Origin of the sequence: Microbacterium sp. Root1433D1 (assembly GCF_001426835.1) — a bacterium.
In the GTDB taxonomy this organism is placed as follows: domain Bacteria; phylum Actinomycetota; class Actinomycetes; order Actinomycetales; family Microbacteriaceae; genus Microbacterium; species Microbacterium maritypicum.
The window spans coordinates 698599-720891 of the sequence record NZ_LMFN01000002.1 but is presented as its reverse complement, the minus strand read 5'-3'; the positions used below and the strand labels follow the sequence as shown (position 1 = coordinate 720891).

22 protein-coding genes and 1 pseudogene are annotated in these 22293 nt (G+C 68.3%); 14 read left to right on the top strand and 9 right to left on the bottom strand.

What is annotated here, in order from left to right; all coding sequences use genetic code 11:
• The first annotated feature begins 7 nt into the window (after positions 1 to 7).
• Genes murA through ASD13_RS09385 form a run of 4 tightly spaced genes read left to right on the top strand, consistent with a single transcriptional unit; the run spans position 8 to position 4247 of the window.
• Positions 8 to 1375 (top strand): UDP-N-acetylglucosamine 1-carboxyvinyltransferase, encoded by a 1368-nt coding sequence (gene murA, locus ASD13_RS09400; protein WP_017830764.1) that lies wholly within the window; start codon positions 8 to 10, stop codon positions 1373 to 1375.
• The gene (locus tag ASD13_RS09395) at positions 1372 to 2136 is read left to right on the top strand and encodes a lysophospholipid acyltransferase family protein (RefSeq protein ID WP_055868575.1); all 765 of its coding nucleotides are present in this window, start codon (positions 1372 to 1374) and stop codon (positions 2134 to 2136) included. The genes murA and ASD13_RS09395 overlap by 4 nt, the downstream gene beginning before the upstream one ends.
• On the top strand, positions 2126 to 3259 hold the full coding sequence (locus tag ASD13_RS09390) for an NAD(P)H-dependent glycerol-3-phosphate dehydrogenase (RefSeq protein WP_031206191.1): 1134 nt from the start codon (positions 2126 to 2128) through the stop codon (positions 3257 to 3259). Before ASD13_RS09395 ends, ASD13_RS09390 begins: the two co-directional genes overlap by 11 nt.
• Positions 3165 to 4247 (top strand): D-alanine--D-alanine ligase family protein, encoded by a 1083-nt coding sequence (locus tag ASD13_RS09385; RefSeq protein WP_055868574.1) that lies wholly within the window; start codon positions 3165 to 3167, stop codon positions 4245 to 4247. Before ASD13_RS09390 ends, ASD13_RS09385 begins: the two co-directional genes overlap by 95 nt.
• 21 nt (positions 4248 to 4268) lie before the next feature.
• On the opposite strand, the gene ASD13_RS09380 is transcribed toward ASD13_RS09385, so the two are convergent.
• On the bottom strand, positions 4269 to 4751 hold the full coding sequence (locus ASD13_RS09380; RefSeq protein ID WP_055868572.1) for a DUF3515 domain-containing protein: 483 nt from the start codon (positions 4749 to 4751) through the stop codon (positions 4269 to 4271).
• 23 nt (positions 4752 to 4774) lie between these two features.
• Here ASD13_RS09380 and thiL point away from each other — a divergent pair, with 23 nt between their 5' ends.
• Entirely contained in the window at positions 4775 to 5770 is a 996-nt protein-coding gene (gene thiL, locus ASD13_RS09375) for a thiamine-phosphate kinase (protein WP_055868570.1), read from the top strand.
• Here the strand turns inward: thiL and rsmD are convergent.
• Positions 5740 to 6357: a 16S rRNA (guanine(966)-N(2))-methyltransferase RsmD gene (gene rsmD / locus ASD13_RS09370; RefSeq protein WP_055868568.1), complete on the bottom strand. Its 618-nt coding sequence runs from the start codon at positions 6355 to 6357 to the stop codon at positions 5740 to 5742. The genes thiL and rsmD overlap by 31 nt on opposite strands.
• Positions 6358 to 6418: 61 nt before the next feature.
• Between rsmD and ASD13_RS09365 the strand changes: the two genes are divergently transcribed.
• From ASD13_RS09365 to mutM, 6 genes are all read left to right on the top strand, one after another.
• A complete protein-coding gene (locus ASD13_RS09365) occupies positions 6419 to 8593 on the top strand; it encodes an ATP-dependent DNA helicase RecG (protein ID WP_055868566.1) in 2175 nt (724 codons plus the stop codon).
• A 30-nt stretch (positions 8594 to 8623) separates the two neighbouring features.
• On the top strand, positions 8624 to 9121 hold the full coding sequence (coaD, locus tag ASD13_RS09360; protein WP_017830756.1) for a pantetheine-phosphate adenylyltransferase: 498 nt from the start codon (positions 8624 to 8626) through the stop codon (positions 9119 to 9121).
• 71 nt (positions 9122 to 9192) lie between these two features.
• A complete protein-coding gene (locus ASD13_RS09355) occupies positions 9193 to 9741 on the top strand; it encodes a YceD family protein (protein WP_017830755.1) in 549 nt (182 codons plus the stop codon).
• A 2-nt stretch (positions 9742 to 9743) separates the two neighbouring features.
• The gene (gene rpmF / locus ASD13_RS09350) at positions 9744 to 9953 is read left to right on the top strand and encodes a 50S ribosomal protein L32 (RefSeq protein WP_017830754.1); all 210 of its coding nucleotides are present in this window, start codon (positions 9744 to 9746) and stop codon (positions 9951 to 9953) included.
• A gap of 31 nt (positions 9954 to 9984) precedes the next feature.
• Positions 9985 to 10656, top strand: coding sequence for a ribonuclease III (rnc, locus tag ASD13_RS09345; protein ID WP_017830753.1), 672 nt, complete (start codon positions 9985 to 9987; stop codon positions 10654 to 10656).
• A complete protein-coding gene (gene mutM, locus ASD13_RS09340) occupies positions 10649 to 11512 on the top strand; it encodes a bifunctional DNA-formamidopyrimidine glycosylase/DNA-(apurinic or apyrimidinic site) lyase (RefSeq protein ID WP_055868565.1) in 864 nt (287 codons plus the stop codon). Before rnc ends, mutM begins: the two co-directional genes overlap by 8 nt.
• A 14-nt stretch (positions 11513 to 11526) precedes the next feature.
• On the opposite strand, the gene ASD13_RS09335 is transcribed toward mutM, so the two are convergent.
• Positions 11527 to 11913 carry a hypothetical protein gene (locus tag ASD13_RS09335; RefSeq protein WP_055868562.1) on the bottom strand — a complete coding sequence of 129 codons (387 nt, stop codon included), beginning with the start codon at positions 11911 to 11913 and terminating at the stop codon, positions 11527 to 11529.
• A 141-nt stretch (positions 11914 to 12054) separates the two neighbouring features.
• Here ASD13_RS09335 and ASD13_RS17165 point away from each other — a divergent pair.
• A pseudogene (locus ASD13_RS17165) lies at positions 12055 to 12195 on the top strand (zinc finger domain-containing protein); the annotation flags it as partial.
• Between the two features lie 5 nt (positions 12196 to 12200).
• On the opposite strand, the gene ASD13_RS09330 reads toward ASD13_RS17165, so the two are convergent.
• The 6 genes from ASD13_RS09330 to ASD13_RS09305 all read right to left on the bottom strand — a co-directional run bounded on the left by ASD13_RS09330 (position 12201) and on the right by ASD13_RS09305 (position 17276).
• A complete protein-coding gene (locus ASD13_RS09330) occupies positions 12201 to 13061 on the bottom strand; it encodes a M23 family metallopeptidase (RefSeq protein WP_055868560.1) in 861 nt (286 codons plus the stop codon).
• Entirely contained in the window at positions 13058 to 13582 is a 525-nt protein-coding gene (locus tag ASD13_RS09325) for an ArsR/SmtB family transcription factor (protein WP_200942471.1), read from the bottom strand. The genes ASD13_RS09330 and ASD13_RS09325 overlap by 4 nt, the downstream gene beginning before the upstream one ends.
• A gap of 45 nt (positions 13583 to 13627) precedes the next feature.
• Entirely contained in the window at positions 13628 to 14950 is a 1323-nt protein-coding gene (locus ASD13_RS09320) for a permease (protein WP_055868558.1), read from the bottom strand.
• Positions 14947 to 15642, bottom strand: a complete 696-nt coding sequence (locus tag ASD13_RS09315) for an ABC transporter ATP-binding protein (RefSeq protein ID WP_055868556.1) — start codon at positions 15640 to 15642, stop codon at positions 14947 to 14949. The genes ASD13_RS09320 and ASD13_RS09315 overlap by 4 nt, the downstream gene beginning before the upstream one ends.
• Before the next feature lie 101 nt (positions 15643 to 15743).
• Positions 15744 to 16823, bottom strand: a complete 1080-nt coding sequence (locus ASD13_RS09310) for a GNAT family N-acetyltransferase (RefSeq protein ID WP_055868554.1) — start codon at positions 16821 to 16823, stop codon at positions 15744 to 15746.
• Positions 16824 to 16991: 168 nt separating this feature from the next.
• On the bottom strand, positions 16992 to 17276 hold the full coding sequence (locus tag ASD13_RS09305; protein ID WP_055868552.1) for a hypothetical protein: 285 nt from the start codon (positions 17274 to 17276) through the stop codon (positions 16992 to 16994).
• Between the two features lie 528 nt (positions 17277 to 17804).
• Here ASD13_RS09305 and smc point away from each other — a divergent pair.
• Positions 17805 to 21353 carry a chromosome segregation protein SMC gene (gene smc / locus ASD13_RS09300; protein ID WP_055868550.1) on the top strand — a complete coding sequence of 1183 codons (3549 nt, stop codon included), beginning with the start codon at positions 17805 to 17807 and terminating at the stop codon, positions 21351 to 21353.
• Between the two features lie 55 nt (positions 21354 to 21408).
• A complete protein-coding gene (gene ftsY / locus ASD13_RS09295; protein WP_055868548.1) occupies positions 21409 to 22281 on the top strand; it encodes a signal recognition particle-docking protein FtsY in 873 nt (290 codons plus the stop codon).
• Positions 22282 to 22293: the final 12 nt, after the last annotated feature.

The following is a 22293-nucleotide window of genomic DNA, read 5'->3' as shown; positions in this document are numbered from 1 at the left end:
GCTCCGAATGACGACACCTGTGCGCGACGCTCTTCCGGACGGAGTCCCTGCACTCACCGGAGACGTCCTCGCCATTCGAGGCGGACGCCCGCTTCGCGGTCGGGTCGACGTCAAGGGGGCGAAGAACCTGGCGACGAAGGCCATGGTCGCCTCGCTCCTCGGCGAGACCGTGAGCACCCTGCGCGACGTACCGGCGATCAGCGATGTCGCCGTCGTGCGCTCGCTGCTCGAGGTGCACGGTGTGCGTGTGTCCGAAGGCGATGAGCCCGGTTCGCTGGTGTTCGACCCGAGCGACGTGGAATCCGCGCACTTCGAGCAGATCGACGCTCACGCCGGTGCTTCGCGCATTCCGATCCTCTTCTGCGGCCCGCTGCTGCACCGTCTCGGTCAGGCGTTCATCCCCGACCTCGGTGGATGCCGCATCGGTGACCGCCCCATCGACTTCCACCTGGACGCTCTGCGCAAGTTCGGTGCGATCGTCGAGAAGCTCCCCAGCGGCATCCGCCTCTCCACGGGGGGAAGCCGCCTGCACGGGGCGAACATCCACCTCCCGTACCCCAGCGTCGGTGCCACCGAGCAGGTGCTCCTCACGGCCGTGCGCGCCGAGGGCGTCACGGAGCTGCGCAACGCCGCCATCGAGCCCGAGATCATGGACCTGATCGCCGTGCTGCAGAAGATGGGCGCGATCATCTCCTACGAGCCGAACCGCGTCATCGTGATCGAGGGCGTCGAGAAGCTCCGCGGCTACGACCACCGGTCGATCTTCGACCGCAACGAGGCCGCGTCCTGGGCCTCCGCCGCGCTCGCGACCGATGGCGAGATCTTCGTCGGCGGCGCGAAGCAGCAGGAGATGCTCACCTTCCTCAACATCTTCCGCAAGGCCGGCGGCTGGTTCGACATCCAGGAAGACGGCATCCTGTTCCGTCGCGACGGCGAGATCAAGCCCGTCGTGATCGAGACCGACGTGCACCCCGGCTTCATGACGGACTGGCAGCAGCCTCTTGTCGTCGCCCTGACCCAGGCGCACGGCCGTTCCGTGGTGCACGAGACCGTGTACGAGAACCGCATGGGCTTCACCGACGCGCTGGTCAAGATGGGCGCCGACATCGTCGTGCACCCCCGAGGCCTCCAGGACGGTCCGCGTCGTGTTCCGCGTCGCGACCTCGAGCAGGCCGCGGTCATCACCGGTCCGACGCCGTTGCACGGCGCCGACATCGTGGTTCCTGACCTGCGCGGTGGCTACAGCCACGTGATCGCGGCGCTGACGGCCACCGGCGAGTCGAAGGTGTCCGGTGTCGACATCCTCAGCCGCGGCTACGAGAAGTTCCTCGCCAAGCTCGACGCGCTCGGCGCCGACTTCGACGTCATCCGGTGACCGCGGTGACGTCCCGGTCATCGGAGACGAAGCGGCCGAGCATCTTCTGGCCGCTCGCCGCGCTGATCATCCCTCCCGTCTCGCTGATCGCGAAGATCCGCGTGAGCGGCGCGGAGAAGCTGCCGCGCGAGGGATCGTACGTGCTCGCCCCGAACCACTACTCGGAGTTCGATCCGCTCATCGTCGCCGTCGCCGTGTGGCGGTCCGGTCGCGCGCCGCGCTTCATGGCCAAGGAGAGCCTGTTCAAGGTGCCGGTGCTCGGCTGGTTCCTGCATCGCACCGGGATGATCCCGGTCGCGCGCACGTCGTCGGCGTCGTCCGCACGGCAGACGATGAAGCAGTCCGAAGAGCTCGTCGAGCACGGTCGGGGCGTGATCGTCTACCCCGAGGGCACGCTCACGCGCGATCCCGATATGTGGCCGATGCGCGGCAAGTCCGGCGCGGTGCGTCTGGCCCTCGCCGACGGCATCCCCCTGATCCCGATGGCGCAGTGGGGTACCCAGGCGATCATGGGGCGCTATCAGAAGGGCCTGAGCCTGTGGCCGCTGCGCAAGCCGGTCAGAGTGCTCATCGGCGACCCCGTCGACGTCTCCGATCTGCGCGAGCGGGCAGGAGAGCCTGCGGCGCTCACCGAGGCGACGAACCGTCTGATGAACGCGATCACCGCACTCCTCGAAGAGCTGCGCGACGAGAAGGCACCCGCGGAGCGCTGGAACCCCGCGAGCCACGGACAGAAGGAGACCGGACGCCTTGACTCCTAAGAGAACCGCTGCGGCCGGGCCGCGGGCCGCGGTCGTAGGATCTGGCAGCTGGGGAACCACGTTCGGCAAGATCCTCGCCGACGGTGGCGCTCAGGTGACGATGTGGGCTCGGCGCCCCGAGCTGGCCCAGGAGATCAACGAGGCCAAGCGCAACTCCCGCTATCTGCCCGGCATCAACCTGCCGCGCACGATGGCGGCGACGCACGAGCTCGCAACCGCTCTGGACGGCGTGGATCAGGTCTACCTGTCGGTGCCGAGCCAGTCGCTGCGGGAGAACCTGAAGGCGCTGCGGCCGCTGCTCGCCGACAGCGATGCCAAGATCATCAGCCTCATGAAGGGCGTCGAGCGCGGAACCGGACTGCGCATGAGCCAGGTGATCCAGCAGGAGCTGCGCTGCGACCCCGATCGCGTCGCCGTGGCCTCGGGGCCGAACCTCGCTCTCGAGATCGCCCGCGAGCAGCCGACCGCCGCCGTGATCTCCTCGCGCAGTCAGGAGACGGCGGAGATCGTCGCGCGCGCAGCTCGGAACAGCTACTTTCGCACCTTCGTGAACACCGATGTGATCGGCACGGAGTTCGGCGGCGTTCTGAAGAACCTGATCGCGGTGGCCATCGGCATCGTCGACGGCGTCGGCTACGGCGAGAACACCAAGGCGTCGATCATCACCCGAGGTCTCGTCGAGATGACCGACTTCGCGGTGGCGAACGGGGCTCACCCCGAGACGCTCCAGGGGCTTGCCGGGCTCGGCGACCTGATCGCGACCTGTCAGTCGCCGCTGAGCCGGAACAACACCGCAGGGCGACTGCTCGGTCAGGGCTACAGCTTCCAGGACGTCGTGAAGCAGATGCAGCAGACGGCCGAGGGCTTGGCCTCCGTCGCGCCCGTCCTGCAGCTGGCGCGCGAGGCCGAGATCGACATGCCCATCGTCGAGCAGGTGAAGATGGTGCTCGACGGCAAGATGAATCCGCGGGACATCGCACCGCACCTGACGACGGACGACGACACCCCGCAGGGTGAGAGGACCAACCATGGACAAGCAGACGGTGGTGGTGCTCTTCGGCGGGCGCTCCAGCGAGCATTCGATCAGTTCCGCAACGGCGGGGGGCGTGCTGGGCGCGATTGACCGCGACCGCTACGCCGTGATCCCGGTCGGGATCACCCGTGAAGGCGCGTTCGTCCTCGAAGACGACGATCCCGCGAAGTTCCCGCTCGACGCGGCGCATCTCCCCGAAGTGGTCGACAACGGCACGCGCGTGCTCTGGCCGGAGCCGGGCGGTGACCGCACGCTGCGCGTCGTGCAGACGGACGGCACCGTCGAGGGGCTGGGAGAGATCGACGTGGTGCTGCCGATCCTGCATGGACCGCACGGCGAGGACGGCACCATCCAGGGCTTCTTCGACACGCTGGAGGTCCCTTACGCGGGCGGTGGGGTCCTCGACTCCGCACTCTGCATGGACAAGCACTTCATGAAGATCGCGCTCGAGGCCTCCGGCATCTCGGTCGCTCCCTGGGTGACGGTGCGCCGCACGGACTGGGATCGCGATGCCGCAGTCGTGCGTGCGCGGGCCGCGGAGCTGGGCCTGCCGGTGTTCGTGAAGCCCGCACGTGCGGGCTCGAGCGTCGGGGTGTCCAAGGTCGAAGCCGCCGACGAACTGGACGCGGCCCTGGCCGTGGCCTTCGCCGAAGACGACAAGGTGCTGATCGAGACCGGCGTGAGCGGTCGCGAGATCGAGGTCGCGGTGCTCGAGAGCGCCGACGGGGTCCGGGCATCTCTTCCCGGCGAGATCGTGCTGACCTCGCGGGGCTTCTACGACTTCGAGGGCAAGTACCTCGGCGGCGACGGTGTGGATGTCGTGTGCCCGGCCGAGGTGACCGACGCGGAGCTGGCGGCCATCCAGCAGGCGGGTATCCGCGCGTTCGAGGCCGTCGACGGTCGTGGGCTGGCCCGCGTCGACATGTTCCTGACGCCGTCGGGCGAGCTCGTGGTGAACGAGCTCAACACGATGCCGGGCTTCACCCCGATCTCGATGTTCCCCAAGTGCTGGGTCGCCTCGGGCCTGAGCTACGGCGATCTGATCACCGAGCTCGTCGAAGCCGGTCTGCGCCGCTGAGCGCGCGGTTCCCCGCGGCGATCAGCTCGCGGGGAACTCGACGCGGTCCGTGCACTGTCCGGTCGCGGGCTGGAGCCCGGACTGGATGCTCGCGGAGATCTTGTCGACGATCGCCTGGAAGTCGATCTGCTCGCCGCGGCGGATGGTCACCTCGACCGCGGGGTCGCGTCCGAACGTGACCAGCCTCTGACGCTCCTCTTCCTGCTCGAGGACCAACCAGTCGACGCCGCCGAGGGTGGTGCACACGAGTGCAGACGGTGCGGGGGGCTCGACACCGCAGCGCAGCACGACGGTGGGGTCGCCCCAGGCACCTGTCGCCTGCGCGTCGGTCCAGACCCGATCGAATCCGCCGACGGTCTCCGGCAGCAGCACGGAGACGTTCGCGCATGCGGGGTTGTTCGCATCGGCGGCGGGTTCGAGGTGCACGGTGGTCGAGCAGCCGGCGAGCATCGCGGCCAGGGACACCGCGCCTGCGAGGACAGCGAGGCGACGGGAACGGGGCATGCTTCCAGGCTACCTTTGACAGCATGCCCTCCCGACCCGATACCGACGATCCGCGCCTGGGAGATGTGTCCGAGGGGCGTATTCTCCAGGCGATCCTGACCCGGACCCCCGCGGCCTCGCACACGCTGATCGGTCCGGGCGATGATGCGGCCGTCATCGCCACGCCCTCCGGCTCGGTGGTGGCGACGACAGACACGCTCGTGCACGGTCCCGACTTCCGTCTCGCATGGTCGAGTGGGTACGACCTCGGCTGGAAGGCCGCGGCGGTGAACCTCGCCGATGTCGCGGCGATGGGTGCCCGCCCGACCGCGCTGCTCGTCGCTCTGGCCGTCCCGCGGGAGCTGCGTCTGTCGTTCGTCGAGCGCCTCGCCGACGGCTTCCGCGACGCCTGTGCATCTCTCGCGCCCGGATGCGCCGTGGTCGGCGGCGATCTGACGGTGTCCGATGTGCTGACAGTCGCGGTGACCGCTCTCGGCGACCTGGAGGGGCGTGTCGCGGTGACGCGGAGCGGTGCGCGAGCTGGTGATGTCGTCGCGGTGGCCGGGGAGCTCGGGCACGCCGCTCGCGGTCTCGCGGTGCTGTTCGGGCGGTTCCGAGACGGAGATGTCCCCGTGCCGGTGGACCCGGCGAAGCTCGCTTCGGGCGAGAGCGCGGCGCTGGCGGCACAGCTTCGACCCGCACCGCCGATCGGCCTCGGTGCGGTCGCGGCCACGGCGGGCGCCACGGCGATGATGGACGTCTCCGACGGGCTCGCTCTCGACGCACGACGGATGGCCGCGGCTTCGGGCGTCACGATCGCCCTCGACCGCTCTCTTCTCGGAGGCGACCCGGAACGCGCGCTGGCGGGGGGAGAGGACCATGCGCTGCTCGCGACGTTCCCCGAGGGAACGCTGCCACCGGGATTCCGCGTCATCGGTTCGGTTCGGGCTCGCGGAGAAGAAGACCTGCTCTGCGACGACCTTCCTGTCGACCTCTCCGGGTGGGACCCCTACCGGGACTGGGACTCGGTCGCCGGCTGATCGAGCCGCTCGGAGTCCTTCGCCTCCGGGGCAGGTTCAGCCCACCACACTGTGGTGTCGCCGTAGCTCTTCTCGCGGAACTGCTCCAGATTCGCTGCTCCGAAGTCGGGCGGCGTGGAACGGCGGGCCCGCTCGACGACCACCACGGCGTCCGCCGACAGCAGCGGAGCGAGCGCGACGAGATCGGCGGTCATGGCGGTGTCGTCGAGATCGTAGGGCGGATCGGTGAAGACGAGGTCGAAAGGTCCCGTCGCGCGCTGCAGGAACGCGTGCGCGGTGCTCTCGTGGACGCGACCGGGCGGCAGACCGCCCGCCTTGGCGACGACGGCGGCGTTGCGTCGGACGATGGCCGCGGCCTGGCGTGCGCGTTCCACGAACTCGGCACTCGCCGCTCCGCGGCTGAGCGCCTCGAGCCCGAGGGCGCCTGATCCGGCGTAGAGGTCGAGCACTCTCGCGCCCTCGATCGCGCTCAGGGATTCCAGCGCGCCGAACAGCGACTCGCGCACCCGATCACTCGTGGGGCGTGTGCCCGAGCCCGGCACCTCGAGTCGGGCGCCTCGGGCGCTGCCTGCGATGATCCTCGTCACCCGTTCACGATACGACAGCCTGCGTGCCGGCTGTGTCCGTCGTGTTCCCTAGACTCGGAGCATGTCGCTCACGCTCGATTCCTCGTTGGAGGATGCGCTCGGTGCGGCGTCTGCCAAGACGCTCGGTCGCGCCTTCGGCATGCAGAGCGTCGGAGACCTGCTCGCGCACTATCCGCGCCGCTACGCCGACCCTGGCGAGCTCACGCCGATCCGCGACCTGCCCCTCGGAGAGACGGTGACCATCGTCGCCGAGGTTCTCTCCTCGAGCTTCCGTCGCATGCGCAACCGTCCCGGTGCCATGGTCGACGTCGTGATCGGCGACGGGATCGGACGCATGTCGCTGACCTTCTTCGCCAAGAACGTCGGCGCAGCCGAGTGGCGGTCGAAAGATCTCGCAGTGGGACGACGCGGTGTGTTCTCCGGCAAGGTCGGGGAGTTCAACGGGGTGACGCAGTTCGCGCACCCGGAGTACGAGCTGTTCGACGATGAGGATTCCGCTCGGCGCAGTGCCGACGCGCGCGCAGCCGTGCCGATCCCGATCTATCCCGCGACCTCGACGATCCAGACCTGGCAGATAGCCAGACTCATCGGTCGCGTGCTCGACGACCTCTCGGAAGCCCCCGACCCGTTGACCGCGGAGATCCGAGAACGCGAAGAGCTGCTCACCGCTCGCGAGGCTCTCGAACTGGTGCACCGCCCCCGCACCCGGAACGACATCGACCCGGCCGTGCGCACCCTGCGCATGCATGAGGCGCTCACCCTGCAGACGGCGCTCCTCCAGCAGCGGGACGCGATTCGTGCGCTCTCCGCCACGTCGCGGCCTGCGAGCGCGGGCGGGCTGCTGGAACGCTTCGACGCGAGCCTCCCGTACACGCTCACTCCCGATCAGGAGACGGTGGGACGGCAGATCGCCGCTGACCTCGTCGGTGCCTGGCCGATGAACCGTCTCGTTCAGGGCGAAGTCGGATCCGGTAAGACGCTGGTGGCCCTGCGAGCGATGCTGCAGGTGGCCGAGAGCGGCGGCCAGGCCGCGCTGATCGCCCCCACAGAGGTCTTGGCCGGTCAGCATCTGCGCTCGATCGCCAAGATGCTCGGTCCTGATCTCGCGCCGTTGCTGATGCCGACGCTGCTGACTGGTCAGATGCCCGCGGCCGAGCGCCGCAAGGCCGCCCTGCGGGTCGCGTCCGGGCAGGCGCTGATCGTGGTCGGGACCCATGCCCTGCTGGGGGAGAAGACGACGTTCGCCGACCTCGGTCTGGTCGTGGTCGACGAGCAGCACCGCTTCGGTGTCGAGCAGCGCGAGGCTCTGCGGGCGAAGGGCTCGAGTCCTCACGCCCTCGTGCTGACGGCGACGCCGATCCCGCGGACGGTCGCGATGACGGTCTTCGGCGACCTCGACACCTCTGTCATCCGCACCATGCCGGCGGGCCGCGCCGGCATCGAGTCGTTCGTGGCTCCGCTCGCGGAGCACCCCGGGTGGTTCAATCGCGTCTGGGAGCGGGCCGCGGAGGAGATCGCCCAGGGGCGGCAGGTCTTCGCGGTGTGCGCGGCGATCGACACGACCAAGAAGACGGCCGAAGCGGGGGAGCAGCCCGCGCTCGCGCCCGAGGGTGCCTCCGGGCCCCGCTGGGGGGTCGTCCAGCTCGATGAGGCTCTCGCGACCCACCCGACGCTCGGCGGGCTGCGGCGCGCCGTGCTGCACGGTCGTATGCCGTCGGATGAGAAAGACGCCGTGATGCAGTCTTTCGCCCGCGGCGACATCGACCTCCTCCTCGCTACCACGGTGATCGAGGTCGGCGTCGACGTGCCCAATGCGTCGACGATGATCGTCCTCGATGCCGACCGGTTCGGCGTCTCGCAGCTGCACCAGTTGCGCGGGCGAGTCGGTCGAGGCGGCGTCCCCGGGCTCTGCCTCCTCGTGACCGAGGCCGAGGCGGGGTCGCTCGCGCGGGACCGCGTCGATGCTGTCGCCGCGACTCTCGACGGTTTCGCCCTTGCCGAGGTCGATCTGGAGCTGCGCGGTGAGGGTGATGTGCTCGGGGCGGCGCAGGCGGGCGTCCGCTCCTCCCTCAAGCTCCTCCGCGTCGTGAAGGACGCCGGCCTCATCGCCCGGGCGCGTGAGCTGGCCGAGGGCATCCTCTCCGCCGACCCCGACATGGCCGATCACCCGGGCCTTCGCGAGGCGATCGCACGACGTGTGAGCGATGAGGATCGCGCGGCGCTGGCGAAGAACTGACGCGGAACCGACGTGCCCTAGGCTGGAACCATGAGCAGCCGGATCGCCGTCGTCCCGGGTTCCTTCGATCCGCCTACGCTGGGTCACCTCGATGTGATCAGGCGCGCGGCCGCTCTCTATGACGAGCTGCACGTGCTGGTCGTGCACAACCCGGGCAAAGAGGCGATGCTGCCGATCGCGCAGCGGCTCTCCCTGCTGGAGAAGTCGATCGCCGACGACGGCATGCAGGGCAACATCGTCATCGGTTCGTGGAGCATGGGTCTCCTGGTCGATTACGCCCGCGATGTGAACGCCGGTGTGCTGGTGAAGGGCATCCGCTCCCAGATCGACGTCGCGTACGAGTCTCCGATGGCGATCGTGAACCGACACCTCGCCGGCATCGAGACCGTGTTCCTCCTGCCCGACCCCTCGCACGCCATGGTCTCCAGCTCCCTCGTGCGCCAGGTCGCATCTCTCGGCGGCGATGTGACGCCCTTCGTCCCCTCGGCGGTCGCGGCGTTCCTGGACACCGGGTCCCGCGGGCTCTGACGCCCTTCCCTGAACGCGCGGTCAGAGCGACCGCGAGCCCTGGCCGGTAGCATGGAAGCGTGCGCTCTCGAATGAACGGCCCTTTTGTGCTCCCTGCCCGCGACATCGTCCGGCGACCGGGAGAGATGCGCGAACACGAGTTCACCGTCGCTCTCTCCGAGGCGTGGGGTGAGGGGATCGTGTCGTACGAGGCCGGGTCCGAACTCGATCTCGATGTGCGGTTGGAGTCCGTCCACGAGGGCATCCTCGTGTCGGGAACCGCTGATGCGGAATACGCCGGCGTGTGCGGAAGATGCCTGATCGACATCACTCGGCCCGTCGAAGTCGAGTTCCAGGAGCTTTTCGCGTATCCTGGTGAGGAAGAAACTGACTTCGAGGTTCAAGACGACCACGTGGATCTTGAAACTCTCGTCAGGGATGCGGCCGTACTGGCACTTCCTTTTCAGCCGGTGTGTCAGCCGGATTGCCCGGGTCTCGACCCGAAAACGGGTGAACGACTGACCGTGAGCACCGGAACGGAGCAGGCCGCTCCCATCGATCCTCGGTGGAGTGCGCTCCAGAACATCACAGACCAAGACGGCACGGAAGAATCTCGTGCCGCCGAGAAAGAAGAGAGCTAGTCATGGCTGGTAACCCCCCGAAGCGTAAGGTATCCCGTTCGAACACCCGCTCGCGCCGCGCGCAGTGGAAGGCGGCGCCCGTCGCGCTCGTCAAGACGATCGAGAACGGCCAGGTCGTCTACAGCCGTCCCCACCAGGCGAAGGTCGTCACCGACTCGCAGGGCACGGAGCTCTTCCTGGAGTACAAGGGCCGCAAGGTCGCCGACGTCTGAATCGCGTACGGTGACGGAGGTCCCCGGGGGGATGAGGCCTCTCCCAGATAAGCTCCGCGTCGATATCGACGCGGAGCTTCTGGAGTTGGCCCTCACTCATCGCTCGTACGCGTACGAGCACGGCGCCATCCCGCACAACGAGCGTCTCGAGTTCCTCGGGGACTCGGTGCTCGGTCAGGCAGTCACCGTCATGCTGTTCACCACACACCCTGATCTCGATGAGGGCGAGCTGGCCAAGCGACGCGCGAGCGTCGTGTCGACCGTCGCCCTCGCCGAAGTCGCCCGCGGGATCGATCTCGGCAGTCATCTTCTGCTCGGACGCGGTGAGGAGCAGACGGGCGGTCGCGACAAGGACTCGATCCTCGCCGACACGATGGAAGCCGTCATCGGGGCCACCTACCTCTCGGCCGGGCCCGAAGCCGCGACAGAGCTCGTGCTGCGTCTGACGAAGCCGCTGCTGGCCGACCCGGAACGCTACGGCGCCGCGATGGATCCGAAGACCAGTCTGCAGGAGCTGGCCGCCCGTGTCGGTGCGACGCCTCCCCGCTACTCGGTGGAAGCGAGCGGGCCCGATCACGACCGGCGGTTCGTCGCCACCGTCATAGTGGGCGATGTGAGCATGACCGGCGCGGGCAGCAGCAAGAAGACGGCCGAGATGGCTGCGGCCCTCAGTGCCTGGCGCACCCTCAGCGAGCGTGCCTGAGCTTCCTGAGGTCGAGGTCGTCCGTGCGGGCCTCGCCCCGGCTGCCGTCGGATCCCTGATCACCGCGGTGAGCGTGTTCGATGAACGCGCGCTCACGCGGCACGTCGCGGGTGCCGCTGATTTCGTCGGTCGGCTCGAAGGACGCACCTTCACCGCAGCGTCCCGCCGGGGCAAGTTCCTCTGGCTCCCGCTCGACGACGGCGACTCCGCGCTGATCGCGCACCTCGGGATGAGCGGCCAGATGCTGCTTCGTGCTCCCGATGCGGGCGCCGAACGCCATGAGCGCGTGCGCATCGGCATCGAGCATCCGACCCACGGCGAACTCGCGATCGTGTTCGCCGACCAGCGGACCTTCGGCTCGCTGGCGGTGGACGCACTGATCGACGACGCAGGATCGCGGATCCCCACCCAGGTCGCGCATATCGCCCGTGACCCGCTGGATCCTCGTTTCGATGATCCAGCTTTCCGCGCGGCTCTGGCCAGACGGGGGAGCGCGATCAAGCGCGTGCTGCTCGACCAGGGGGTCGTGAGCGGGATCGGCAACATCTACGCCGACGAGTCGCTGTGGGCTGCGCGCATCCACCCGGAGACGCCCGCCGCCAGCCTGTCGACACAGGCCGTTCGCCGGCTGCTCGCCGAGGTGCGCCTCGTGCTCGCGAAGGCCCTCGCCGAGGGCGGGACCAGCTTCGATGCGCAGTACGTCAACGTCAACGGTCAGGCCGGCTACTTCGCGCATTCGCTCAATGCGTACGGACGTCAAGGCGAGCCGTGCCCGCGCTGCGGAGCGCCGATCGTCCGCGAGAGTTTTATGAATCGCGGGTCGCACTTCTGTCCGCGGTGCCAGCGACGGCCGTGAGGAGGTACTGAGGCTCAGCCGTTGAGCAGTACCGATGCGATTGTGCTGTCTTTCATCGTTGCGACCGCATACACTCCGTCGTCGAAACCATAGGCGAGGGAAACGCTGGGAGCATTCGCCTCTGAATCCCAAACGGCGCTGAGCGAGCTGAGCTCACACCTGACGAACATGTTCCGGTCTGCCTCGCAGGGCAGTTCGGCCGCGACTTCGGCATGCAGTAGCGACGGCTCTTTCTGCTGCACGAACGCAAAGGCTGCGCCTACAGCCTGCAGCGCTCTCTTCGTTTTCTCGTCGTCAAGCGGGCAGTCGAAGATGACGCCGGATGAATATGTGCTGTCAGCGATTTCTATCGTGCAACGGTAGAACGTGGGCCCCAAAGCTTCGAACTGGAGGTCGGCCATCGGCTCAGTCTAGAGGTCGTCGCCTCGCCTGGTTTGAGGATCAACATCCTCCGTGTAAGGGGCCCTGCGATGTTCGCGCTTCTCCGGTGGCTCGGACCCATGAGGACAAGCTCGCCAGGTCAACGTGACTAACTGTGCCAGTCGGGCTACTTCGCGCACTCGCTCAACGCCTACGGGCAGCAGGGCAAGCCGTGCTCTCGATGCGGCACGTCGACCGTGCGCGAGAGCTTCATGAACCGGGGTTCGCACTTCTGCCCGCGGTGCCAGCGGCTGCGCACGTAGAGCGGCTACCCGCGCGGGACCGCGGCGATCATGTGCTGCCCCGTTCCGGGGAGAGCTGCGAGAGGACCGCCCTCGTCGAGGATGACGTCGGCGAACAGTATCGGTAGGCCTTGAGCCGTCCACGGCGATGCTCTATCCATGAGCTGCGCGTGGACATGCGGTTCACTGCTGTTTCCGGAGTTCCCACAACGTGCGATCCGGGTCCCGGCGCGTACCGTCTCACCGACCTTCACGGCGACGGACCCCTGCTCCAGGTGAGCCACGGTCGCGAAGTCGCCGTTCGCCCCGCGGATCGTCACGTGGTTGCCCAAGATGAATCCGGGTCCGCCGAGCTCGCGCACCGCTCCCTCGATCAGCATGTAGGCGATCGCCAACCCGCTCGATCGGGCTCGATGGTCGCGCCGCCAGTCGGTGGCGCGCACGACGACGCCGTCGATCATGGCGAACACCGGCTCGCCGAAGGCGGGGTACTCCCGCGCCGGCCGCATGGCGGACCCGCTGCCGAACGACGGGCGGGCGGTGTCGTCGGGTTCGTGCACGAGATCGATGGCGTACGCCTGTCCGTACAGACGGATGCCGTGGCTGGGAACCTTGGTCGCAGGACTGTTCACGCTCAGCCACCGCCCGGACACCGGAGCCGAGATCGCCACGGCGTCTCTGGTCGGAATCAGGCGTGGCCCGATGAGGACCAGAAGCACGCAGACCGCCAGCACACCGACCGAGATGACGGCGACGATGCTCCTCGCCTGACGAGCGCCATCGCCCAGGCTGATCCCACTGGTGAAGGCGATGGCGACGAGGATGAGAGCGGTGACGCCGTAGAGAGGCCCGCGCACACGGTAGAGGGCGAGCAGAATGTGCCTCATCGTTCTGCTCCCAGCACGCACGCGAGCAGGGGCACGATGCGTGCGGCCGGTACCTCATAACTGCCGCGCCCACTCTGGCGCACCCATCCGGCCGACACGAGCTGGCGCAGATGATGATGCAGCTGTCCGGTCGTCCCGAGGCCGTCGACGGCGGCGAGCTCCGACGTGGCGTGGGTTCCCGAGACGATATGACGAAGGAGCTCGAGGCGCACAGGGTGTCCGAGCGCCGCGAAGACGGATGCGCGTTCCGCCCACGTGGCCTCCAGCTGTCCTGCGGTTCCCACGGTCTGCTGCCAGGACACCGGTGCTCCCGTCGGCAACGTCAGCGCGCCGACGAGCATCACCGCTCCCTCTGTCGTCGAGGCGTCATCGGGGAGGCGCGCCTGCAAGCCGTTCAACGCCCAGAAACCGCCCTCGTCGAAGGGTGCGCTGTGTGAGACGTGGCGCGTCTGCTCCAGCACTGCCACCCGCTCGGTCAGAGCAAGCAGTGCTTCGCGGAGATGGGAGATCTCATCACTCATGGTCGAATAGTACGTTATTACGTTTTATTCGACCATGAGTCGCTCTCACACGGTCTGGAAGGAACGCTGCAGCAGTGGGCGCGTGGCCCACGTGGTGGCCCAGACCACGCCGATCCCGACCGACACGACGGCGGCGATGGTCATCAGGGAGAGTGGGGCCGTGATGAGCGCGATCCCGACGAGCGGGAAGACCAGGACGGCTGCGACCAGCGCCGACCCGATCGCCGTGACCAGCAGAGGCGACATGATCGCGCGACGACGCGCCCGATCCACGGTCTCGATCGGCATGCCCAGGTGGTGCAAGCTGCGGTGCAGGTCGCGCTGGTCGAGCACATCGGACGCCTGATTGACCCCGACCGACGCCGCAACCATCAGGAACGAGCCGATGAGTGTGATGATGAGCCCGGTGCGGATGTCGTCGGCGAGGGCGATGTCGGACGCGGCGGCGTCGGAGGTGCTCATCATGTTCAGCAGGGCGACTCCCGTGCCGGCGAACACGGCCATGAAGCTCGCCATCGCGATGCCTCCGACCTGACGCCAGGCCGCCTTCGGAGAATCCAGCACGATCCGCGCGGCGAGCAGTCGCTCGGGACGTTCGGCGCGGCGCAGCTGGCGTCCCGCTGAGACTTTGAGCACCCACGGGCCGACCAGATTCAGCACCGCCAGCGCAGCTGCGAACAGCCCGGCGAGGATGACGATCGTCATCAACAGGCCGCCGACCGAGGGGAACACCTTGATCAGCACGAAGGCGATTGCGATCGCACCGGCGGCGATCACGGCGCGAATCCAGTGCACCGGTGGCACATCCGTGCGCGTGCGCACGCCCAAGGGCGAGATGACGACGCGTCGAAGGCCGATGACGGCACTGGTGGCTGCGAGTGCGAGCACGGCCGCGACGACGATCACGGTCTGCAGCGGCGGAAGAACGACGGCTGCGAACCCGAGTGCTTCGCCCCGGAACGGGATCAGCCCGATGAGAGGGCTGATCGCGACGTGCCCGATGACACCGGCGAGAGCGCCGACCGCAGCCACGAGCACCGACTCCGCGACGGTGGCGATCGTGACTCCGGCCGGTGACACTCCGAGCAGGCGGAGGGTGGAGAGCCGCTCGTCTCGTCGACGTGCGGAGAGCCGGGCCGCCGCGCCACCGAGGGACATCAGCGGCACCACCAGCAGGACCAGCGCGATGGCCGCGAGGGCCTGGTAGAGGGGAGCGATCTCATCCGTCCATCCCCAGAAGGACTGCGCACCCCCGATGACCGTGAGGACCAGCATCGTCACCACGGCGAAGGCGACCACCGGCAGCGCGAGGACGCTGTTCTGGCCGGGAGCAGGCCGCAGCAGGAGGGCGAGGACGTTGCGGTTCATGCGGCCACCGCCGACGAGATGATGCGTCCGTCGCGCACGGCGACCGTGCGTGTGCAGCGGGCGGCGACGTCGGGATCGTGCGTGACCACGACGAGTGTGCGTCCCTGCCCGGTCGTCGACCACAGGAGGGCGTCCATGACCTCGGAGGACGTCGTCGAATCGAGGGCGCCCGTGGGCTCGTCGGCGAAGACGAGCTCTGCGCCGGTCGCCTGAGCGCGGGCGATGGCGACGCGCTGGGCCTGTCCGCCGGAGAGCTCGCCGATGCGACGATCCTCCATCCCGGCGAGCCCGAGAGCCGCGAGCCACGACGCCGCGTGCTGCACGGCGTCCTGGCGGCGGACACCGTTGATCATGGACGCCAGCGCGACGTTCTCCACTGCCGTCAGCTCGGGAATGAGAAGACCCTGTTGGAAGACGAACCCGAACCTCTCGCGACGCAGACGGGAGCGTGCGGACTCGCTGAGCGCGGTCACCTCGATGGGGGCGCCCTCGGCGGGGCGGAAGACGACGCTGCCGGCATCAGGCGCCGTGATTCCAGCCAGGACGTGCAGGAGCGTCGTCTTGCCGGAGCCGGAGGCGCCCATGATCGCCACGGATTCGCCTCGATGGATCGCCAGATCGACGCCGGCGAGAGCGCGCGTGGTCCCGAAGGTCTTGATGAGGGCGTGGGCTTCGATCACGGGAGTGTTCATGCTTCCAGCCTCGCCACCCGCCGCGGTGCCGTCATCGCTCCGGCGGATGACGGTGCGGACCCGACGTCATCCCGAAGAATGAGATCGGGTCCGCGCGCTCGTCAGATCATCTTCTGCCACGCCCCGGCGTACGAGACGGGCACGAAGCCGATCGCCTCGTTGATGCTCAGCATCGGCCTGTTCTCCTCCGCATTGAAGGTCGAGACGACGGTGGAGTGCGGCATCAGCTCGCGCCAGCGAAGCAGGTTCGCGCACTTCACGATCGTGCCCAGACGATGCCCGCGGTGGTCCTTGCGCACCAGGGTGCCGTACTGTTCCGTGACACCGGTGCGGTCCGCGGCGATGACCAGCTCGTTGTAGGCGACGAGCTCTCCCGTCGGAACGTGCTGTACCGCGACCACGGAGACGGCTTGACCGGAGCTCAGGATCCTCGCCTCCCGGCGGGCGACGCGATCGGCGTCCCAGCTCTCCTCGGCGAAGTCCATGTCGCCGCTCGGCGCATCCGTCGACAGCCGGGCGAGGACGTCCGCGAAGCCGTCCCGGAGTTCGGGCGGAGTCGGCATATCCCATTCGAGGACGCGGTAGTCGGGGCCGGCGAACGCGGTCGCGTCCGTCAGCGCTGCGCGCAGGGGAGCGGGGTCCGCGTGGAGGTCGTACTCGCTGTTGCGCTCGACCTGCTCGAGCACGTAGCCGTCGCTCTCGACGAGGTCGGAGAGCGGAGTCGCCGGGATCCGTCCCCACTTCGTGCGCGGCACGAGCATGCGCTCCGCGCCCTCCGGACGATGCAGCGTCCAGGTCTGCAGGACGTTTCGATCATGTACCCGCGCCTCGGCTTCTGCCTGCGCGAGCAGGGCATCCTCGATGCCCTGCCCCCAGTGTTCGCGCGGCACCAGCAGGTCGAACTCGATCGCGTGAGCCTCATCTTCGAGGGCGATGTAGATCGTGATCATGCCGACGATCTGCCCGTCGATGCGGGCGACGAACCCCCGGTGGAGTGCGTCTGTCTGGTCCTGCCATCCGGGCAGCATCTGCTCGGCTGTGGAGGCGAGATCGGGGAGGCCGACCAGTTCATCGCAGATCTGGCGGTTGAGTGCGGCGCAGGCGCGGAAGTCGGCCGCGTCATCGGCGTCCAGGGAGACCGGCACGATCAGCGGCGTGATCGTCGGTTCGACGGTCGTCATGTGATGTTTCCTTCGTAGGTGTTTCCAGCGGGTGAGCTCCGCGACGGGCGGAGCGGGGGAGAGTGCCGGCGGTGAGGCCCCGGCGATGGTTCCCCGCCCCCGCCCGCACGGAGCAGGCGGGGGTGGGGAACCATCGGAGGAGAGACGAGCATCACCGACGCCCGATCATCAGCGCATTCCGCGCTGCAGGTCGAACATCAGCAGTGCCTGGGATTCCGCGGCGGAGCGATGACGCTGCTCACCGAGCAGAAGCATGTCTGCCGGATCGATGTGCAGGCCGCGGCGCGGACGCCGGGGGCGCTGCGCCCTCTGGAAGAGCCAGAGGCCGATCCGGAGGGAGAGACGATCTGCGAGCGACAGGCGACGCAGCTCGTCGGGGTGGGGGATCTGGAGGACCTCGCGGTCCTCGATATCGGGCGGGTGGATGTCGCTGCGATGCAACGTGGTGTTCACGATGGTTCCTTCGAGAGAAAGGCGGTGATGGATGCGGAAGCACCGCACGTCGACCGAGGAAGCGGCCAGGAGCGATGCGGAAGAACGCGGGGCGACGGGGTCACGCAAAAGTGGCCCCGCACGCGGGGATGAGCCGTGACCTGGGATGCAGGTCAGCAGACGGGGCGCGGAAGAGCCGACCGGATAGAGCCCACTACGGGCACGGAATCTCGGTGTGCGGTTCTACGAGAGAGCGCTGATGCGGACGCCGGCGGTTACCGAGAACGCGTGGCGCGGCGCGAAGTGCGCGGGCGCGGCGAGGCCAGTGGCCTGTGCGTTGAGCTGAGTCGTAATCATCGGTAACCTCCTTTCGTGTGGCGATCCGGACGCAACCGTAGCGAATCCAGCGGGCGGGCGTCAAGCACATGTGGTCCCGCTCGGCGTGTCGTCTGGTGCTCGAGTTCTCTCGCCGCCCGCGCGGGATAAGGCTGAAACCGCGTGATTCCGGTAGCGTAGCCGCGTGATTCTCCCCGGACGAGCGGTGCCCGCATGCATCTGAAGAGCCTGACTCTCAAGGGGTTCAAGTCGTTCGCGCAGCCGACGAGTTTCGTCTTCGAGCCCGGTGTCACCTGCATCGTCGGTCCGAACGGCTCGGGCAAGTCGAATGTCGTCGACGCCCTGGCCTGGGTGATGGGCGAGCAGGGTGCGAAGACGCTGCGTGGCGGCAAGATGGAAGACGTCATCTTCGCCGGAACGTCGACGCGCGGTCCGCTCGGTCGCGCCGAGGTGCAGCTGACGATCGACAACGCCGACGGCGCGTTGCCGATCGAGTACGCCGAGGTGACGATCAGCCGTACGCTCTTCCGCAACGGTTCCAGTGAGTACGCGATCAACGGCGAGGGATGCCGTCTCCTCGATGTGCAGGAGCTTCTGAGCGACTCCGGCCTGGGCCGCGAGATGCACGTGATCGTCGGCCAGGGCCGTCTCGACACGGTGCTCCAGGCGTCTCCGGAAGATCGCCGCGGGTTCATCGAGGAAGCGGCGGGAATCTTGAAGCACCGCCGACGCAAGGAGAAGACCCTCCGCAAGCTCGATGCGATGGAGACCAACCTCACCCGCCTGAGCGACCTCGCCGGCGAGATCCGCAGGCAGCTCAAGCCGTTGGGACGCCAGGCCGAGATCGCCCGGGAGGCGCAGACGATCGCTGCGGTCGTGCGCGATGCCAAGGCTCGTATCTTCGCCGATGACGTCGTCGCCCTGCGCGCCGCACTCGCGGATCACACGCGCACGGAGCACGAGCGCCACACCGAGCGGCTGGTGCTCTCGGACCAGGCCGAGACCGTGCGCGCGAGCATCGCGCGACTGGAGCAGGATCAGAATTCCGTCGCCGTCGACGAGGCACGCAGCGTGGCGTTCGGCCTCGAGCAGGTGCAGGAGCGCATGCGTGGCCTCTTCACGCTCGCGAATCAGCGGCTCGCCCTCCTCGGTACCGAAGACGACGACGCCGCGGTCACCGCGGTCACGGTCACGCAGGCCACGATCGACGAGGCCAAGGAGGAGATCGATCTGATCTCGGCCGGTCTCGGAGATGCCCAGGATGCGGCGGCAGCGGCCAGTCGCGAAGTGGTGCACGCGCGTGCCGAACTCGACACGCTCGACGTCGACATCGCCGAGCAGAGCGCCCTCGTCTCCGCATACGACATGCGGGTGTCGGCTCTGCGCGGAACTGCGGATGCCGCCGCATCCGCCCTCGCTGCTGTCCGGGGAGCGGTGCTCCGTCAGGAGAACGCCCTCGAGGCGGCGAACGTGCGCCGACGCGAAGCCGCGCAGGCCCTCGAGTCCATCGACGACGCGGAGGCGCCCGAAGGAACGGCGGCCGAACACGCGGCCGCCTACGAGAGCGCACAGCGCGCCGCGACGGCTGCGGAGTCCGAGCGCGAGGCCCTTCGGGAGCGCCTGCACGCCGCCGAGCGCGAAGTCGACTCTCTGACGGCGAAGGCATCGGCTCTGAGCAGCGCGCTCGCATTGTCGGGTGGCGCTGCCGAGATCGTCAGAGCGGGTGGCAAGGGCGTGCGCGGCCTCGTCGGCGATGCCGTGCAGGTGCGCGCCGGTTTCGAGGCCGCTATCGCCGCGGTCCTCGGTCCGCTCGCGGAGGGCGTGCTCATCGACACGGCTGCCGACGCTTTCGCACTGGCGATGGATGCAGCGGAGCAGCGGAGGGGCGTGGTCGACTTCGTCATCGCTGACGCGTTCAGACCCGACCCGGTGCTCCCCGTCGTCGCAGGGGTCACGCCCGCCGTCGACACGGTCACGGCTCCCGACGGCGTGCTCGGCGTGTTGTCCCATGTGCTGATCGCCGACGATCTGGACTCGGCGCGGGCGGCACGAGCGGCTCTCGATGCGACGGGCGACACCTTCACGACCATCGTCACGGTCGCGGGTGAGGTCGTCACGGCCCAGACCTTGCGCACTGGTTCCGGGGGAGAGCGCTCCCGCTTGGAGCTCGCTGCCGAGAGGGACGCCGCGACCGAGCGGCTCGCCGAGATCCAGATCGTCGTCGACTCACTCCGCGAAGCGCGCGAGGAGGCGAACGAGGCGGTCGAGACGACCAGACGTCAGGCCAAGGACGCGTTGCGGGCACTTCGGGAGCACGATGCGGCTCTGGCCACCCACGCCGAGCAGGTCAACCGCGTCACGGTGCGCCACGAATCCGCTGTCGCCGAGTGCGAGCGCCTCGAGACGGGGCTCGCACAGGCGCAGTCCGCCGTCGCCGAGGCCGAGGCCAAGGCCGAGTCGGCGAAGGCGGCGCTGGACGACGCGATCTCCGCGCCGCGTCCCGTGCTCGATGCCTCCGCGCGAGATGGGCTGCTCGAAGCTTTGGAACTCGCACGAGAGGGTGAGGTACGGGCACGGCTCGAGATCGAGACCCTGCGTGAGCGCGTGCGTGCGGCGCAGTCGAGGGTCACGAGCCTGGAGCGGCAGCGCGAGCACGAGAGGGATGCCGCGGCCGAGGCTGCGCGCCGAGCGGTCATCCGCCGTGCGCAGCGAGAGGCGGCGTCGGGTGTGGCCGAAGAACTGCCTCGCATCCTCGACTCACTGGATCGCTCGGTCACGGAGGCGCGCCTCGCTCTGCGCGAGGCTGAAGCTGCGCGATCGGCGCAGAATCAGGAACTCGTCGCCCTGCGCGCGCAGGAGAGCTCTCTTCGGGAGCGGCTCGCCGGACTCACCGAGAGCGTGCACGGACTCGAGCTGCAGATCCACGAGAAGAAGCTCCACCTGAACAGCCTTCTCGAGCGCGTCGCTTCCGAGCTGGCTCTCGACGAAGATATTCTCGTTGCGGAATATGGTCCTGACCAGCTGGTCCCGCGCGATCCGGGCGTGGCGCCGCACGACGGCGATGAGCACACGGATGACACCGCCATACCGTTCGACCGTCGCATCCAGCAGCGTCGTCTCGCCGAAGCGGAGCGCAAACTCGCCCAGCTCGGTCGCGTGAACCCGCTGGCACTCGAGGAGTTCGCCGCTCTCGAGCAGCGGCACGCCTTCCTCACCGAGCAGCTGGCCGACCTCACCCAGACGCGCCAAGACCTCCTGACGATCATCACCGATCTCGATGAGCGGATGCAGACGATCTTCGCCAGTGCCTTCGAAGACACGAAGGAGGCGTTCGGGCAGGTCTTCCCTCTGCTGTTCCCCGGTGGGACAGGGAGCATCTCGCTGACGGACCCCGACAACATGCTGACGACGGGCATCGAGGTGTCCGTCCGGCCGGTCGGGAAGAAGATCGAGCGCCTCTCCCTCCTCTCCGGCGGGGAGCGGTCGTTGGCGGCCGTGGCGCTGCTGGTCGCGATCTTCAAGGCGCGGCCGAGCCCGTTCTACATCCTGGACGAGGTCGAGGCCGCTCTGGACGATGCGAACCTCGGCCGGCTGCTCACCGTCTTCGAGCAGCTGAGGGAGAGCTCGCAGCTGCTGGTCATCACGCATCAGAAGCGCACCATGGAGATCGCCGATGCGCTCTACGGCGTCTCGATGCGCCAGGACGGCGTCTCGGCGGTCGTGGGGCAACGTGTCGGAGATCGAGCGGCAGCGGCCGTTTAGCGGATCGAACCGCCTCGCGCGGAGCATCCACCCGCGCAACCCGTAGGCTGGAGTGATGGCGGAGAAGTCCTGGTCTCTTGGTCGCGCACTGCGCGGCATGTTCGTCAAGCCCACCATCGATGAGACGACCTGGGAGGACCTCGAAACGGCTCTCATCACAGCCGACTTCGGACCTGACATCAGCGAGCGCGTCGTCGACGAGCTGCGCGCGAAGGTCGAACGGTACCGCACTACCGACCCCAAGGACCTTCAGCGCATGCTGCGGGAGACCCTCGAGGAGCACTTCGCCAAGTTCGACACGACGCTGAAGCTCACGGAGCGTCCCGCTGTCGTGCTCGTCGTCGGTGTCAACGGCGTGGGCAAGACGACGACGATCGGCAAGTTCACGAAGTTCCTCCGCGGCTATCAGCGCAGCGTGGTCGTGGGCGCGGCCGACACCTTCCGCGCGGCAGCGGTCGAGCAGCTCGCGACGTGGGCGCAGCGCGGCGGGGCCGCGATCGTGCGTCCGCAGCAGGAGGGCCAGGACCCGGCATCCGTCGCCTTCCAGACGGTCGAGTACGCCAAGCGTGAAGGCATCGAGATCGCCATCATCGACACGGCGGGGCGTCTGCACACCAAGGGCGGCCTCATGGATGAGCTCTCGAAGGTCCGGCGCGTGATCGAGAAGCAGGCCCCGATCAGTGAGGTGCTCCTCGTGCTCGATGCCACCACGGGCCAGAACGGCGTGATGCAGGCCGAGGCTTTCCTCGAGCACGCCGGCGTCACCGGACTCGTCCTCACCAAGCTCGACGGCTCTGCCAAGGGCGGCTTCGTGCTGGCCGTGCAGGAGCGCACCGGGATCCCGGTCAAGCTGCTCGGCCAGGGCGAGGGTATCGACGATCTGACCGGTTTCACCCCCCATGTGTTCGTCCAGTCATTGGTCGGTTGATGACGGGACTAC

Bases quoted from the DNA above. Each gene is read 5' to 3' on its own strand.
- murA (WP_017830764.1), top strand. From the start codon at position 8: ATGACGACACCTGTGCGCGACGCTCTTCCGGACGGAGTCCCTGCACTC.
- ASD13_RS09385 (WP_055868574.1), top strand. From the start codon at position 3,165: ATGGACAAGCAGACGGTGGTGGTGCTCTTCGGCGGGCGCTCCAGCGAG.
- ASD13_RS09380 (WP_055868572.1), bottom strand. From the start codon at position 4,751: ATGCCCCGTTCCCGTCGCCTCGCTGTCCTCGCAGGCGCGGTGTCCCTG.
- thiL (WP_055868570.1), top strand. From the start codon at position 4,775: ATGCCCTCCCGACCCGATACCGACGATCCGCGCCTGGGAGATGTGTCC.
- ASD13_RS09365 (WP_055868566.1), top strand. From the start codon at position 6,419: ATGTCGCTCACGCTCGATTCCTCGTTGGAGGATGCGCTCGGTGCGGCG.
- coaD (WP_017830756.1), top strand. From the start codon at position 8,624: ATGAGCAGCCGGATCGCCGTCGTCCCGGGTTCCTTCGATCCGCCTACG.
- ASD13_RS09355 (WP_017830755.1), top strand. From the start codon at position 9,193: ATGAACGGCCCTTTTGTGCTCCCTGCCCGCGACATCGTCCGGCGACCG.
- rpmF (WP_017830754.1), top strand. From the start codon at position 9,744: ATGGCTGGTAACCCCCCGAAGCGTAAGGTATCCCGTTCGAACACCCGC.
- rnc (WP_017830753.1), top strand. From the start codon at position 9,985: ATGAGGCCTCTCCCAGATAAGCTCCGCGTCGATATCGACGCGGAGCTT.
- ASD13_RS09335 (WP_055868562.1), bottom strand. From the start codon at position 11,913: ATGGCCGACCTCCAGTTCGAAGCTTTGGGGCCCACGTTCTACCGTTGC.
- ASD13_RS09330 (WP_055868560.1), bottom strand. From the start codon at position 13,061: ATGAGGCACATTCTGCTCGCCCTCTACCGTGTGCGCGGGCCTCTCTAC.
- ASD13_RS09325 (WP_200942471.1), bottom strand. From the start codon at position 13,582: ATGAGTGATGAGATCTCCCATCTCCGCGAAGCACTGCTTGCTCTGACC.
- ASD13_RS09320 (WP_055868558.1), bottom strand. From the start codon at position 14,950: ATGAACCGCAACGTCCTCGCCCTCCTGCTGCGGCCTGCTCCCGGCCAG.
- ASD13_RS09315 (WP_055868556.1), bottom strand. From the start codon at position 15,642: ATGAACACTCCCGTGATCGAAGCCCACGCCCTCATCAAGACCTTCGGG.
- ASD13_RS09310 (WP_055868554.1), bottom strand. From the start codon at position 16,823: ATGACGACCGTCGAACCGACGATCACGCCGCTGATCGTGCCGGTCTCC.
- smc (WP_055868550.1), top strand. From the start codon at position 17,805: ATGCATCTGAAGAGCCTGACTCTCAAGGGGTTCAAGTCGTTCGCGCAG.
- ftsY (WP_055868548.1), top strand. From the start codon at position 21,409: ATGGCGGAGAAGTCCTGGTCTCTTGGTCGCGCACTGCGCGGCATGTTC.